Consider the following 14,534-nt stretch of genomic DNA (forward strand, 5'->3'; position numbering starts at 1 on the left):
CCTGAACCCGCTTGTTCATTCATCGAACAGTGACGTGATGTCTCATGGGCCGACGTCGAGGGCGTCAGGCCGGCGGCATGCGCTTGGACTGGTGCATGTGCGCCAGGCGCCAGCCCTCCTCGGTCTCCTCCCAGACCCGGGTCACCGCCTCCTGGACCGGGAACGGCGGGAGATTCTCGTCGAAGTAGATGTGCATCTCCTGGAGGCATGTGGTGATCGCGGTGTTGCCGCGTACCGTGATGCTGAGTTCCTCGGCCTTCGCGAAAGCCATGCGGCGGCGGGTCCAGGTGAAATGGACGAAGGTCTCCCGGTCGTCGATCTTGCCGACCGGCCCGTGGACGGCCCGGCCGTCCTCGAGCATCAGAGCGCTCATCGCCTCTTCGCCCTCGGTGAGAGCCACCAGCCAGGCGGCCTCGGCCTGCTCGATCGCGCGGACGGACGCGGTGGTCGAGGTGAACGTGGTCGTCATAGGTCCAGCTCCAGAACGGGTGAGTGTGCTCGCGACGAGCACGTGGTGAACAGGCCGTCGGCGCGCTCACGATCGGTCAGGATGTCATCGCGGTGGTCAGGTTCCCCGGCGAGTACACGCACGACGCACTCACCGCAGATTCCCTGTTGGCAGGAGTAAGGGGCGTCGACGCCGCCTGCCAGCAGTACGTCGAGGATGTTCTCGCCTTCCTTGATCTCGTACTCGCCACCGCTCTTGGCGAGCCGCACCGTGAACGTCCCGTCGGCCGCGTGCGCGGCGGTGTCCTGCACGGGCGTGAAGCGCTCCTTGTGGATCGCTTCCGGGGGCCATCCCGCTTCGTGTGCGCGGGAGATCACGAAGTCCATGAAGCCCCCGGGACCACACACGTAGAGCGCTGTTCCGGGGTCGGGCCGGCCGATGTCGGTGGCAGCGTCGAATCGCTGGTCGTCCGGGCCGTCGTCGAAGTGCAGCCGAACGTGGGGGTTGTGCTCCAGCTCTTCCGCGAACGCCGAATCAGCCCGGCTCCGAGCGCAGTAGTGCAACTCGTAGTGCGCACCGCCGGCTTCGAGCGCGTGCGCCATGGCCAACAGGGGAGTGACACCGATGCCGCCGGCCACCAGCAGATGGCGGCGTGCCTCGTCCGAGAGCTTGAACCTGTTGCGCGGACGGGAGATCCGCAGCCGGTCGCCCTTGCGGAGCCGATGCATCCCCAGCGAGCCGCCGCGCGACGCCGTCTCGGCCAGCACGGCCAGCCGATATCGGGTGCGGTCGTGCGGCGGCCCGCACAGGGAGTACTGGCGCACCAACCCGGCGACACCGTCCACGAGTACGTCGACATGGGCGCCGGCGGCGAACTCCGGGAGTTCGACGGCGTCGGAACCGACCAGGTCGAGCACCACGATCCGGCTGGTTGCTTCGTGCCGGGCGTCCACGACGGTGTCGAGCCATTCGTTGCTCATGGTTACCGCTCAGATGCCGGCGGTGGCCGGGGCGTCGGTGGGTTCGTCCGCCGGGCGCTTCTTGCCGAGGGTGAAGAGGCCGGTCTCGACGTGGTGGACCTCCGACGTGTCGCGGATGATGTTGATGGGGTCGCGCCCCGCCTCGACATCGTCGGCCATCGTCAAAAGCATGCGCCGCAGCATGACAACGCCGCGGTCCCCGGTGGCCAGGGTCTCCTCGGAGTCCAGGGTGATCGCTCCCTGCGAGCCCTGGGCCTCCGTGTCGCCCGGGAACTTCTGGCGCTCCTCGTCGGTGAGTTCGTGGTTCTGCCTGCCGTCCTGCGTGATGCCGATGACGAAGCGGACCATGCGCTCAGGGTCGTTCGTGCGGATCGAGAAGAAGACCCGGTGGCTGGTGTCGTCGGAGGGCACGACCCACAGCAACTGGTCCGACCGCCCGTCGGGGGTCATCTTCACGTAGTCGGGCAGGCCGAAGACGTTGGGCAGGTGCTGGTCGACCGCGAAGCCGTACTCGGTCGTCTCGCCGCCCTCGCCCTCGACCTCGAACCGCTGGGTGTACTTCACGCCGTGGTCGGTGCGCTCGTACGTCAGGCGCTCGGCGATGGTGGCCGGGTCGAAGAAGTTCTCGGGGTAGCCGAAGGTGCCGGTGCCCAGCATCTGGTAGCCGCTGTGCGTGGAGTGGAGCCAGGTGACGTGCGTCGGGTCGGCGGAGTTCTCGTAGATGTTGAGCCAGCTGAAGTCCGCCGGCATGCCGAGGACAGCTGCGTGCGGGACCGGCCAGCTGGCGAAGTACCTCTCGTCCTCGGCGGGGTTCTCCAGCGCGTCGTAGCGGGGGAGTTCCGGCTTGAGCTCGGGCGGACCCATGTAGACGAAGACCAGGCCGTAGCGCTCCGCGACGGGATACCACGGCTGGCGGGCGGCGTCGCGCCTGCGCCCGAGACCCGGCTCGCACGCCTGCTCGACGCAGTGACCCTGGACGTCGAACTTCCAGCCGTGGTAGCAGCAGCGGATGCCGTCGTCCTCGACCCGGCCGTAGAAGAGGCTGGCGCCACGGTGGGTGCAGCGCTCGAACACGACACCGGGGTTGCCCTGCCCGTCCCGGAAGACGACCAGGTCCTCGCCCAGTACACGGGTCTTCTGCGGCAGGGCGCCCGCGACGAGGGTGTCCGAGCTGGCGATCGGGTGCCAGTAGCGACGCAGCGCCTCGCCCATGGGTGTACCGGGCCCGACCTCGCGCAGACGGGCGTTGTAGGAGGGCTTCGGGCGACCGTAGCCCGTGCCGGTGTCGACCTCTGAAGTGGTGGTCATCGTGCTGTGTCTCCCGTGCGGCTCGGGTGCACAGACGGTGGCGGGCGCAGGGCTGTGGAAGGTCACCTGCGAGAGCACCGTCCTGTGCGACCCTTTAATAGGATTGTGGATTCACATTCGCATTTCGGGGGTGGTGCGTCAAGGGTCACTTCCAGGTGCTCTGCATCGCGGGGGCCGCGTCGGCCGGGCATGCGCCGCGCTCGATGGGGGAGTGCCCTGTCCGGCGGGTGGCCTCGGTCGCGAGCTGGTCTCGCCGCTACCCATGCCCCGGGTGTGCGACGGCAGTTGTCCGGTCCCGGGGCCGCCGGCCCGGATGTCGACGGTGTATACGCTGTGGCGGTGAGTACCGAACCGACACTTGATCTGCCGCCGGCGCAACAGGCGCGCAGCCGGCTGACCCAGCAGCGGATCCTGGAGGCAGGGACGACCCTCCTGGAAGAGGGTGGCGCCGAGGCGCTCACGGTCGCGGCCGTCGCTTCTCGGGCGGGCGTCTCGGTGGGCAGCGTCTACCGGCGGTTCGGCGACAAGGATCGCCTGATCGCGGCGCTGCAGCGCGACATGATCGATCAGTTTCGCGACGACATCATCCACCGCTTCGCTCCGCTGCGCGCGGATCCGTCCGCGCTGGTCGCCTCGGCGGTCGCGGGGCTCACCGAGACGTTCGAAGCGCACGAGCGCTTGATGCGCGTCTTCATCGTCGCGGGTACCACCGATCCGGCGGTGGCTCGAGTCGGGTCCGAGGCCAGCGTCGATGCGGGCCGTGTGTTCCGGCAGTTCCTGGAGCCGGTCGTGCCGGTGATCGACGGCCCGGAGCCCGAGTTGCGCCTGGATGTCGTCTACCGCCTGGTGTACGGAGCCTGCATGAACCGCATCCTGCACGGCGAACGGTTCGAGTCCGGCCGACCGTTGACTTGGCGTCAGCTCACCGAGGAGCTAGTGACCGTTTCGTGCCTCTACCTGCTCGGAGTGTCGGCGCGGTGAGCCCTGAAGCCGCGAGCTGATGTGAATGCGATTCACGCTTCACATTCGCGTCGGGCGGCGACATACTGGGCGGGCTCCACGGAAGTCGTCCGGTTGACCGTTCGGTCGACAAGGGAAGGAAGAACCTCTCGATGCGAGAGCCGCTCAGCTACGAGATCGCGCACGGCGCCGCAGTCGCCGCTCTGGAAGCAGGAAGGGCCGGCGGGCACCGGGTGTGCGCCGTCGTGGTCAACCGGAGTGGCGTCACCAAGGTTCTGCTCAGCGACGACGGTGTTGGCCTTCTCGGCGTGGAGACCGCGCGACGCAAGGCCTACACCTCGGCCGTGAGCGGTGTCCCCACGGCCCAGTTCGCGGCCTTCGCCGCGTCCCCCCAGATGCAGGTGGCGCCTCCCCACCTGGTCGATTCCAACCTTCTGCCGGTCGCCGGCGGCGTACCGATCGTGACGGCCGAGGGGGAGGTCATCGGCGCCATCGGCGTGGGTGGGGCGGACGACACCACTGACGACCGCGTCGCGAACCAGGCTCGCGATTCCGTCGCGAAGATCGTCGGGTAGAGCTTCCTCCTGGTAGACCCTCCTCCTGGTCATCGTCGCGAAGATCTTTCCCCATGGTGTCAGGCCGACGGGCCCGTGCGGCTCGGCCGAGGTGCCCCTGCCGCGATGAGTTTCCGCCGGGTCTGGAGTCTGTGTCTGTGACCGTCGTAGGGCGTCGTATGACGCTGCCCGGCATGAGACACCCATGGAGGACACCATGACGACCACACCGGACGACCCGACCACCGCGCTGCCCGGCCGCCCGCCCGTCGTCGACCTGGCCACCTGGCAGACCGCCCGCGACGAGCTGTTGGTCCGGGAGAAGGCCCACACCCATGAGGGCGACGCCATCGCCGCGGCCCGTCGCCGGCTGCCGATGGTGGAAATCGACGGGACGGTCGAAGTCGTCGGACCGGATGGCTCGGTCCCGTTCCTGGACCTGTTCCAGGGCCGCGACGAGCTCGTCGTCTACCAGCACATGTGGTACGACGGCGCGCCGCACCAGGGGCAGTGCGAGGGCTGCACCACCACGGCCTGGCATGTGAAGGACGCCGTCTACCTCAACGCCCGCGGCGTCTCGTTCGCCGTCCTGACCACCGGCCCGTGGGACGAGGTGTCCTCCTACGTCGAGTTCATGGGGTACACCCAGCCCTGGTACTCGGTGCGGGGCGTGGGAGCGCCGGTCGGCGGAGAAATGGGCTACCTCGCCTGTTTCCTGCGCGACGGTGACCGCGTGTTCCTCACCTACTCCACGACGGGCCGTGGCAACGAACCCGTCAACGGGTCCCTCGCCCTGCTCGACATGACGCCCTACGGCCGCGGCGAGGCGTGGGAGGACAACCCCGAAGGTTGGCCCGTGATCGGCGATGTCCGCACGGGGTACCCGTCCGAGGGCGGCCAGGCGTGCTGGTACTGGCGCTCGGACGCCGACGGCGTCGCCACCTGGGGCCCGACCAGCCGGCCCGTGCCGCAGTGGACCCGCCCCGGCGCGACCCCCGTGGAGACCCTCGGCCGGCACGGCCACCACCACTGACCCGGAGACGTAGGCGTCACCCGATCGGCGTGTTCGGCCGCGTCGGCGAGCCGGCCTGCTTTGAAGCGCGGCCTGAAGCAGGTGGTACCTCGTTCGGGTGATTGAGGCGGGTGCGTTCTTGTCACCCGATGGGCCGTGTGGGGTACTGAGAGGGTGAACCGGCGGGCTGCCCATCCCCGTGCCGGGGGACGTTGAGACGGGCAGTTGTTGCCGGTTTTCTCTTTGCCCACAGGAGGCGCCGGGGTGCTGCTGTGCGCTCGGCCGTGTCCGCGGCCGCGCATTGCCTCTGTTCCTCTTCCTCAGCCGGGCAGCGTTGACCGCGTGATGGTCATGTCCCTGTGAGTCCGCCGGGTCGGACACGGCGGTCGGCGCGTTCACGTACGTCGCCGGCCCGGCATCTGATCCTCCCTCCGGCGACAGGCCCACGTGCCACCGCGAGGTGGGCGTGTGGCCCTTCAGAAACCTGCCCGACGTGATGAGCGGGCGCCCCGGTTCGAAGTCCCGTCCCACAGGAGGAGGGAGTTGCCCGTGTCCATCGAACTGTTGCATGCGCGGCTGCGTGCTGTGAGCGTCATGGTTACCGCTGACCCGATCGCCACCATCCCGGTGGGCGACAGCCCCACCGGTATCGCCATCGCCCGCCTGGGGCGGGCCGGTTATGTCACGAACTTCGGCTCGGGCACGGTCAGCGCCCTGGACACCGTCTCCCGGTCTGTCACCGCCACTGTCCCGGTGGGGGTCGGCCCGTGGGGAGTTGCGGTCAATCCGGCCGGGACGCAGGCCTATGCCGGCAACTCCGTTTCCGGGACGGTCAGCGTGATCGACACCGCGATGAACGCCGTCACCGCGACGATCGGCGGCATCTCCGCACCGGCGGGCCTCGGCTTTTCCCCGGACGGCACCCGTGCCTACGTGGTCAGCCAGGACACCGACAGCCTGGTGGTGCTGGACACCGCCACGCGGGCGGTCGTCACAAGTGTGGCGGTGGGCAGCACTCCGTACGAGATCGCGTTCTCCCCGGACGCCCCTTACGCGTACGTCAGCAACTTCGGCGACGGCACGATCACCGTCGTCGACACCGATACGAACACGGCCGTCGCCGGCATCGGGGGATTCGCGCAGCCGTGGGGTCTTGCCGTCACCCCGGACGGGCAGCGGCTGTACGTCGCCGACCACGGCAGCGGCCTGGTCAGCGTCGTGGACACCACCACGTACCGAGTGGCCACCACGATCAGCGGCTTCGACGCTCCCGTCTCCCTGGCCGTCGGCTCCCGTGGCGCGCTGGCTTATGTCACCGAAAGCGGCTCCGGCTCGGTCACGGCGATCAACCTGGCCACCAACGCCCGGGCCGCCACCGTCAGCGGGCTCAGCGCGCCCAGGGGGCTCGCCGTCACTCGCGACAGCCGCCACATCTACGTGGCCGACAGCGGTGCCGACACGGTCACCGTGCTGAACATTCCGGTGCCCGTCTCACCCGACCAGGGGGCCAACGGTGGTGGTACCACGGTCATCCTCAGCGGACGCGGCTTCACCGGTGCCACCCAGTTACGGTTCGAAGGCCGGCCGGCCGTTTCGTTCTCGGTGGTGGACGATTTCACCATCGCTGCCGTCACCCCCGCCGGCACTGGTGCGGTCCCGGTCACCGTGACCCTCGCGGGCGTCGCCTACATGATCGGGACGTTCTTCTACCTGCAGCCCCCACGGATCCGGGCGGTCTCCCCCACCACCGGGCCGAACGAGGGCGGCAACACCGTCACCGTCACCGGCATCGGCCTGTACACCACCCAGGAAGTACGGATCGGGACCATCAGCGTGTACCCGACCGTGGTCTCCGACGCCCAACTCGTCCTCACCGCGCCCCCCGCGCCCCCCGCCCCGCCAGGGCGCACCATCAGTGTTCCGGTACTCGTGACCACCTTGGGCGGCACCGCCATCGGCCCCGACTACACCTACCTCGACCCGCCGACGACCACCACACTGAGTTCCTCCTTGGAACTGCCCGTCGTCGGTGAACCGGTCATCTTCACCGCGGCCGTCGCTCCGGCACCTCCCGTGGTCGGCATGCCCACGGGCACCGTCTGGTTCGACTTCGGTGACGACACCGTCCCGGTCACGCCACTGGTGGTGGATGGACTGGCGACGGCGACGCACACCTACACCACCACTGCCGGCAGCCCGTACACGGTCACCGCCGCCTACAGCGGGGACGACGACTTCGCCCCGTCGTCGGACACCGCGGAGCAGACCGTGGCGCAGGCGGTGACGGCGACGACCGTCCTGTCCTCCCCGGAGCCCTCCAACCCCGACACACCGGCGACGGTCACCACGCGGGTCATCGTGGTCGCCCCCGGCGCCGGGCAGCCCACGGGCACGGTGACCGTCGAATTCGGCGACGGCACTCCGGCCGTCGTTGAGACCCTGGTGAACGGTCTGGCCACGGTCACCCACACGTACCCCGCCACCGAGGCCACGTACACGATCACCGCTTCCTACAGTGGCGACACCGACTTCGCCCCTTCCGGCGACGTCCGCACCCACCGGGTGCGCTCCGATGTCCAGGCCAGCACCACGACCGTGGTCTCCGCACCGGAGCCGTCGACGACCTGGCAGTCGGTGACCTTCACCGCCACGGTCGCACCAGCCGACGGGGCCGGTACCCCCACCGGCGCCGTCACCTTCGACTTCGGCGACGGCACGCCGTCCGTGCAGGCACCCGTGTCCGGCGGGATCGCCGCCGTCAGCCACACCTACACTTCCGCAACCGGCAGCCCCTACCCGGTCATCGCCCTCTACACCAGCGACGACGGAGCGTTCAGCTCCTCCGCGGGGAACGACCTCCAGACGGTGAACGCGGCCCCCACGTCCACCACGCTCAGCTCCTCACCCGAGCCGTCCGTGACGGGCCAGCCGGTCACCTTCACCGCGATCGTCACCGCGGACACCGCGCAGGCCGACGTCCCCACGGGCACAGTGATCTTCGACTTCGGGGACGGTACGGCGGCGGCCGCAGCCCCTGTCGACGACGGCACCGCCGTGATCGCTCACGCTTACGCCACCGCGACCGGCGGCCCGTACACGGTCACCGCCACCTACGACGACGGCGAGAACTTCGCCGGCTCCACCACGACGGCCACCCACACCGTGGACCAGGCGCCGACGGGCATCGCGGTGGCCTCCGCACCGGATCCGTCCGTCGTGGGGGAGCCGGTCACCTTCACCCTCACCGTCACAGTCGAAGACCCCGGGGCGGGCACCCCCACTGGCAGCGTCACCCTCGACTTCGGCGATGGCAGCGACCCCGTCACTCTGCCGCTCACCGAGGCCTCGGCCTCGACCACCCACACCTACACGAGCGCCGCCGTCAGCGCGTATCCGCTCACCGCGACCTACGACGGCGACGCGGACTTCACCGGCTCCACCGCGACAGACACTCACAGGGTGCGCCGGGCACTGACCCTCACCACCGTCACCTCGTCGCCGGACCCATCGGTGGTCGGCGACAGTGTCACCTTCACCGCGACGGTCGCAGCTCTGGCCCCAGGAGAGGGCACCCCCACCGGCACGATGGCGTTCGACTTCGGGGACGGCACCGCCCCGGTCGCAGCCACCCTGACCGGCGGCACCGCCACCGTCACCCACGTCTTCGCCAACAGGGCCGGCAGCCCGTATGCGGTCACCGCCACCTACAGCGGTGACACGGACTTCGTCCCCTCCAGCGGCACGGAGACGCACACCGTGAATCGGGCGCCGACGAGCACGACGGTGGGTTCGTCGCCGGATCCCACGGTGGTGGGCCAGCCGGTGACCTTCACCGCCACGGTCGCGCCCGTCGCCCCCGGGGCGGGCACCCCCACTGGCACCGTCACCTTCAACTTCGGCGACGGCACCACCCCGGTCACCGCTCCGTTGACCGGCGACACCGCCACCGTCACACGTGCTTACACCGACCGGAGAGACGTCCCCGCAACGGTCACCGCCACGTACAGCGGTGACACGGACTTCGTCTCCTCCAGCGGCACGGAGACGCACACCGTGAATCGGGCGTCGACGAGCACGACGGTGGGTTCGTCGCCGGATCCGTCGGTGGTGGGCCAGCCGGTGACGTTCACCGCCACGGTCACGCCCGTCGCCCCCGGGGCGGGCGCCCCCACCGGCACCGTCACCTTGAACTTCGGCGACGGAACCCCCCAGATCACCGTCACCCTGACAAATGGCACCGCCACCGCCACCCACGCCCATACCGCCAGGGCCGGCAGCCCCTACACGGTCACCGCCACCTACGACGAGACATCAGCGTTCGCCGCCTCGAGCGGCACGGACACGCACACGGTGAACCGGGCGTCGACGAGCACGATGGTGGGTTCGTCGCCGGATCCGTCGGTGGTGGGTCAGCCGGTGACGTTCACCGCCACCGTCGCGCCCGTCGCTCCCGGGGCGGGTACTCCCACCGGCACGATCGCGTTCGACTTCGGGGACGGCACCGCCCCCGTCACCACTCCCTTGACCGGCGGCACCGCCACCGCCACCCGTCTCTACGCGAACAGAGCCGGCAGCCCGTACACGGTCACGGCGACCTACAGCGCAAGCGCCGACTTCGCCGGCTCGAGCGGCACGGACACGCACACCGTGAACCGGGCGTCGACGATCACGGCGGTGGGTTCGTCGCCGGATCCGTCGGTAGTGGGTCAGCCGGTGACGTTCACCGCCACCGTCGCGCCCGTCGCTCCCGGAGCGGGCACCCCCACCGGCACGATCGCGTTCGACTTCGGGGACGGCACCGCCCCCGTCACCGCCACCCTGACCGGCGGCACCGCCACCGCCACCCGCCCCTACACCGCAAGGTCCAACGGCCTGTTCACCGTCACTGCCACCTACACCGGCAGCAACAGCTTCGCCGGGTCCAGCGGAACCGACCCGCACACCGTGGACCGGGCACTGTCAGCCACCACGGTCGTCTCCTCCCCGGACCCGTCGCGCCCGGGACAGGATGCAACCGTGACAGCGACCGTCACAGCCGTCGCGCCGGGAGCGGGCACCCCCACCGGCTCTGTCACCTTCACCATCGGCAAACGCTCACCCGTCACCCTCCCTCTCGTGAACGGGACCGCCGGCACAGCCATCGGCACCCTGAACGTTGGCACCCACCCCGTCACCGTCGCCTACACCGGCAGCGCGGACTTCGCCAGTTCCAGCGGCACCGACACGCATACCGTCGCGCCCTGACTTGGCGCCCATCACGCGGAAGCGTGTGTCGCTGCCAACTCCGTCCCATAACCTCGTGCATGGAGACGTCAGATGCCATGTGCATCCACAACGAGGAGGCGATGGTGTTCGCAAGGGGTACGCGATTGCTCGCGGCCGCCATGACCGTGGTCTGCGTCGTGCTCCTGGGCCCCAGCGCACCGAGCAGTGCCCTCTTCGTCAGGTCGCTGCCCGTCGACGCCGTCACGGATGTCGTACCGAACCGGGTCATGACGTGGAACCTCTGCAACCCCTGCGAGGTGAGCAACGTGGACCGGGCAGCGGAGATCGCCACGTACGCGCCCCAGGTCATCGGGATGCAGGAAGCGTGCGTTCGCGACGTCGAGAGGATCCGGGACTATCTGAAGCGCTTCTACGGTCTGGTGTACCACGTCGAGTACGGGTCGGCTCTTCGGAGTTGGGGCCGCTGCGGGGGAGCGCCGTGGAACCCGGGAGGCTTCGGCCAGGCGCTCCTCACGGCCGCCCCGATGACAGACCGCGTCGAGGTGGAATACCCCGACGGTGGATCCGAGGACCGCGGATACATGGCAGTCACCACCATGGTGGGTGGCCGGTCCGTCCGGGTCTTCAACACACACCTCGCCCAACGGCGTCAAGAATCCGTCCGAGCACAGCAGATTGGCGTACTCGCCGCAGAAGTCGCCCGGCATGAGCGCGCGATCGTTCTCGGCGACTTCAACGCCGTGCCGGACGCTCCCGAACTCACCCCCATGTGGGAACTGGCCGCGGACACAGACCCGCAGTGTCATCCCTCGCCCGTCGGCACCTGCGAGCCGACCACCGACTGGCAGAGCAAGTTCGACTACGTCTTCCTGCGAGGCATCGCCCCGCTCGAGCACCGTGTGCGACCCACCCCGTACTCGGACCACCACCTGCTGTACACCGACCTGAATCCGACGTGAAGCGCTCGCGATTCAACGGGGCCTGGCGCCGCGCAGACCGAAGGCGGAGACGGCCGCTCCGAGCAGCACCATGACCACCGGGACGACAAGCGCCGTGCGGTAGGCGTCCAGCACCGAGCCCGGTGACCCGTCGGCGCCCGACGCGGCGACGCCGTACACCGCGGTCACCGCGGAGATCCCGACCGCGGAGCCGAACTGGGTGCACGTGTACAGCAGCCCGCCGGCCAGGCCCTGTTCCTCCTCGGTCACGCTGTCGGTCGCCGTGATGGTGAGTGGACCGTAGGCGAGAGCGAAGGCGACGCCCGCGATGATCAGGCTCGGGAACATCGCCGCGTACGACCAGTCCATCTCGACGGGCAGGAAGAGCCCGTAGGCCACGATCGCCAGCAGGAAGCCGCCGAAGATCACCCGGCCATTGCCGTAGCGGTTCACCAGGCGTGGGGTGAGAGTGGGCGCCAGCACGGCGTCGCAGCCCATGGCGATCAGAGCGATCGCGGCCTGCAGGGAGGACCAGCCGCGCAACTCCTGCAAGTAGAGCGTGACGATGAACTGGAAGCCGAAGAACGCGCCCAGGAAGAGCAGCGCGGCCAGGTCGGCCCGCACCATCGCGGTCTTGCGGAAGATCCCCAGCCGGACGAGCGGTGCCGCGGCGCGCCGTTCGACCGCGATGAACGTCGCCACCAGCGCCAGCCCGGCGGCGAACGCGCCAAGAGCCGGCCCGAGCCCTTCCCCGCGGTGTTCGAGCCGGATGATGCCGTAGGCGAGCAGCAGCATCGCGGCGGCGGCGGTGGCCGCGCCGAGCAGGTCGTAGCCGCGCTGTGCGGGCTCGGGGCGGGCCTCGGCCGGCAGCAGCCTGAGCGCCGCGAGCAGGATGGCCCCGGTCAGGAACACCGGGGCGAAGAACACCCAGCGCCAGCCGAGTTCGGTCAGCAGCCCCCCGATGACGAGGCCCAGCGAGAAGCCGCCGGCGCCGACGCCGGCGAAGACCAGCAGAGCCTTGTCCCGCTGCGGCCCCTCCGGATACGACGTCGTGATGATCGACATGGCGGCGGGGGTCATGAAGGCCGCCGCCACGCCGGTGACGAACCGGGCCACGACCAGCATCCAGCCGTCGGTCGCGAAGCCACCCAGCACGGAGAAGACCAGGAAGACACCCAGCCAGGTGAGGAACATCCGCCGCCTGCCCAGCAGATCGGCCGCGCGGCCTCCGAGCAGGGTGAAACCGGCGTAGCCGAGCACATAGCCACTCATCACCCAGGCCGCGGTGCCCGTGGTCAGGCCGAGGTCGGCTCGGATGGTGGGGAGGGCAACGGCCAGCATCGCGACGTCGCTGCCCTCAAGGAAGATCGTTCCGCACAGGACGAGCAGCAGGGCCCAGGCTCGTCCACTCATGCGGCCCTCGGGGATGGTGGAGACCCGTGCGCTCTTCATGCGGTGAACGGCTCGGTCATCTGCGGCTCAGCACGAACGGACGCCGTCCGTCGCACACACCGCGCACGCCCCACCACATCACCCGCGTCCGAACGTCGAACCAACCATCCCCAAGCCCCCACGATCACCATGGCCGCGACCGTACCGAGCAGCAAACAGCCCGGGCCACACCTTTTCTTTGGCCGGTCCGCCCCCGAGCTTCGTGACGAGCGCGTCGCCGAGCGCTGTCAGCGAGAACCAGTGCTGCTCCGTTTACCGATCAGGTCCCGGTACAGAGCCGCGCGTTCCTCAGGAGTCTTCGCTTTGGCCCATTCGTTCTTCCAGGCCTTCTCCAGGTCTTTCAGCTTCTGTACCCAGTCGCCGAACTCCTTCAGGTCGACATGGCGCTGGCTGGCACTGAGCGGGGCTTTGGAGCCGAGCTTGTCGTCTTTGTGGCCGCCGAACTGGCTCACGGGGTTGTTGTTCTTCTCGCTGCTCGTCACGCCGTGTTGGTAGCCGTCGGGGGTTTTGCCCCCTGGCCCGGCGGTCTCGATACCGACCTGAAGTGCCCCGTCGCGCTTGTGGGTCGGGGGCTTGTAGCCCATGAACACATGCCCGTACGACTCGTTCGGAAGGATGGTGTCGCCGTGGAAGTCCTTGTTCCCCATGCCTCCGATGGCCACCGGCAGGCCGTAGAGGTGGCTGTGGGGATCGAGCCAGTTCTGAAAGGTGGCTCCGATCTCGCCCTTCTCCACGAACTCGCCCCGCTTTCCGTCCTTTTCGTTGTCGGTGATCTCCATGTGGTGCGTGCCGAACCCGCGCCGGTACACCGGATTCGCGGGCGTTGATCTGGGCTCCCAGGGCTTCCGGTCGTCCTTGGTGATGTGGAGCCACTGGGGCAGTTCGTAGCCGTGCTGGCCGTCGGCCAGTTGCGGAATGCGGATGTTGACGCGCCCGCCATAGGCCAGGGCGTGGGCGACATCGCCCTCGAAATCCTCGTGAACGCCCGCCTCCGGATTGAAGACCTTCAGCCCTTCCTTCAGGATCAGGAAGATCTTGGTCAGCAGTTCGGTGCCGCGCTCGACCCGCTCCCGGTGCTTGTCGGCGTGCGGTACCTCGTCGCTGATGCCGGGTGGGAGGAGGGTCTTGACGAAGGTCTGGAAGATCTGCTCGTTCCGTTCCCCCGTCAGCTGATCCTTCTCGGACTGCGGGCTTTCGTCGGCATGCATCGCCATGTGGCGCCCGAGCTGGTAGTCCGACCGGCTGGGTTTGGCCGGTGGCTTCCCCTCGCCGCGATCCTCGACGTCCTGCTGCCAACGCAGGGTCGCCACGAGGAGGCGTTTTCCCTCTGGCTGCTTCAGCCAGCTGTGGAAATCGCCCGCCTTGATGTACGCCTCCGCTTCGGCGTGGGAGCAGATGCCCACGCTCTGCAGCCACTTGGGGTTCTCGGACTCCACTGCTTTGATCGCCTGAAGCTCCGCGTCCGTGAACCTCGGGCCACCACGCACGCGCTTGTGGATGACTGCCCGTATCTCCTTGGTTCCCGTCCCCACGTTGCCGCCGGCGAGCAGCTCCGCCAGACGGGCTGTGGCCGAGGGCGCCACGCTCCGCTCGGCGCCGCGCCCCTCGGGTTCGCTCTGCTGCGCCGCGGGGCGCTGCTCGTCCCGCACCCGCTGG

General features: G+C 69.2%; 10 protein-coding genes. 5 read left to right on the top strand and 5 right to left on the bottom strand.

Features of this window, described 5'->3' with window-relative positions; translation table 11 throughout:
* Positions 1-64: 64 nt before the first annotated feature.
* From ABZ027_RS18640 to ABZ027_RS18650, 3 genes are read right to left on the bottom strand one after another with little or no spacing between them, the layout of a single operon-like run.
* Positions 65-469 carry a nuclear transport factor 2 family protein gene (locus ABZ027_RS18640; protein WP_356769530.1) on the bottom strand — a complete coding sequence of 135 codons (405 nt, stop codon included), beginning with the start codon at positions 467-469 and terminating at the stop codon, positions 65-67.
* Positions 466-1,428, bottom strand: coding sequence for a PDR/VanB family oxidoreductase (locus ABZ027_RS18645; protein ID WP_356769532.1), 963 nt, complete (start codon positions 1,426-1,428; stop codon positions 466-468). The genes ABZ027_RS18640 and ABZ027_RS18645 overlap by 4 nt, the downstream gene beginning before the upstream one ends.
* Before the next feature lie 9 nt (positions 1,429-1,437).
* The gene (locus ABZ027_RS18650) at positions 1,438-2,736 is read right to left on the bottom strand and encodes a Rieske 2Fe-2S domain-containing protein (RefSeq protein WP_356769534.1); all 1,299 of its coding nucleotides are present in this window, start codon (positions 2,734-2,736) and stop codon (positions 1,438-1,440) included.
* Positions 2,737-3,075: 339 nt separating this feature from the next.
* Here ABZ027_RS18650 and ABZ027_RS18655 point away from each other — a divergent pair, with 339 nt between their 5' ends.
* From ABZ027_RS18655 to ABZ027_RS18675, 5 genes are all read left to right on the top strand, one after another.
* Positions 3,076-3,717 carry a TetR/AcrR family transcriptional regulator gene (locus tag ABZ027_RS18655; protein WP_356769536.1) on the top strand — a complete coding sequence of 214 codons (642 nt, stop codon included), beginning with the start codon at positions 3,076-3,078 and terminating at the stop codon, positions 3,715-3,717.
* Positions 3,718-3,848: 131 nt separating this feature from the next.
* Positions 3,849-4,271 carry a heme-binding protein gene (locus ABZ027_RS18660; RefSeq protein ID WP_356769538.1) on the top strand — a complete coding sequence of 141 codons (423 nt, stop codon included), beginning with the start codon at positions 3,849-3,851 and terminating at the stop codon, positions 4,269-4,271.
* A 196-nt stretch (positions 4,272-4,467) separates the two neighbouring features.
* Entirely contained in the window at positions 4,468-5,283 is an 816-nt protein-coding gene (locus tag ABZ027_RS18665) for a DUF899 domain-containing protein (RefSeq protein WP_356769540.1), read from the top strand.
* Positions 5,284-5,811: 528 nt separating this feature from the next.
* On the top strand, positions 5,812-10,506 hold the full coding sequence (locus tag ABZ027_RS18670; RefSeq protein WP_356769542.1) for an Ig-like domain repeat protein: 4,695 nt from the start codon (positions 5,812-5,814) through the stop codon (positions 10,504-10,506).
* A 59-nt stretch (positions 10,507-10,565) separates the two neighbouring features.
* Positions 10,566-11,447 (top strand): endonuclease/exonuclease/phosphatase family protein, encoded by an 882-nt coding sequence (locus tag ABZ027_RS18675; protein ID WP_356769544.1) that lies wholly within the window; start codon positions 10,566-10,568, stop codon positions 11,445-11,447.
* A 12-nt stretch (positions 11,448-11,459) separates the two neighbouring features.
* On the opposite strand, the gene ABZ027_RS18680 is transcribed toward ABZ027_RS18675, so the two are convergent.
* Together ABZ027_RS18680 and ABZ027_RS18685 are read right to left on the bottom strand one after the other, a co-directional pair.
* Positions 11,460-12,839 (bottom strand): MFS transporter, encoded by a 1,380-nt coding sequence (locus tag ABZ027_RS18680; RefSeq protein WP_356769578.1) that lies wholly within the window; start codon positions 12,837-12,839, stop codon positions 11,460-11,462.
* Positions 12,840-13,105: 266 nt separating this feature from the next.
* Positions 13,106-14,527 carry a PE-PGRS family protein gene (locus tag ABZ027_RS18685; RefSeq protein ID WP_356769546.1) on the bottom strand — a complete coding sequence of 474 codons (1,422 nt, stop codon included), beginning with the start codon at positions 14,525-14,527 and terminating at the stop codon, positions 13,106-13,108.
* Positions 14,528-14,534 lie beyond the last annotated feature (7 nt).

It is taken from the genome of Streptomyces sp. NPDC006332 (assembly GCF_040612855.1).
Classification (GTDB): domain Bacteria; phylum Actinomycetota; class Actinomycetes; order Streptomycetales; family Streptomycetaceae; genus Streptomyces.

Bases quoted from the DNA above. Each gene is read 5' to 3' on its own strand.
- ABZ027_RS18640 (WP_356769530.1), bottom strand. From the start codon at position 469: ATGACGACCACGTTCACCTCGACCACCGCGTCCGTCCGCGCGATCGAG.
- ABZ027_RS18645 (WP_356769532.1), bottom strand. From the start codon at position 1,428: ATGAGCAACGAATGGCTCGACACCGTCGTGGACGCCCGGCACGAAGCA.
- ABZ027_RS18650 (WP_356769534.1), bottom strand. From the start codon at position 2,736: ATGACCACCACTTCAGAGGTCGACACCGGCACGGGCTACGGTCGCCCG.
- ABZ027_RS18660 (WP_356769538.1), top strand. From the start codon at position 3,849: ATGCGAGAGCCGCTCAGCTACGAGATCGCGCACGGCGCCGCAGTCGCC.
- ABZ027_RS18665 (WP_356769540.1), top strand. From the start codon at position 4,468: ATGACGACCACACCGGACGACCCGACCACCGCGCTGCCCGGCCGCCCG.
- ABZ027_RS18675 (WP_356769544.1), top strand. From the start codon at position 10,566: ATGGAGACGTCAGATGCCATGTGCATCCACAACGAGGAGGCGATGGTG.
- ABZ027_RS18680 (WP_356769578.1), bottom strand. From the start codon at position 12,839: ATGAGTGGACGAGCCTGGGCCCTGCTGCTCGTCCTGTGCGGAACGATC.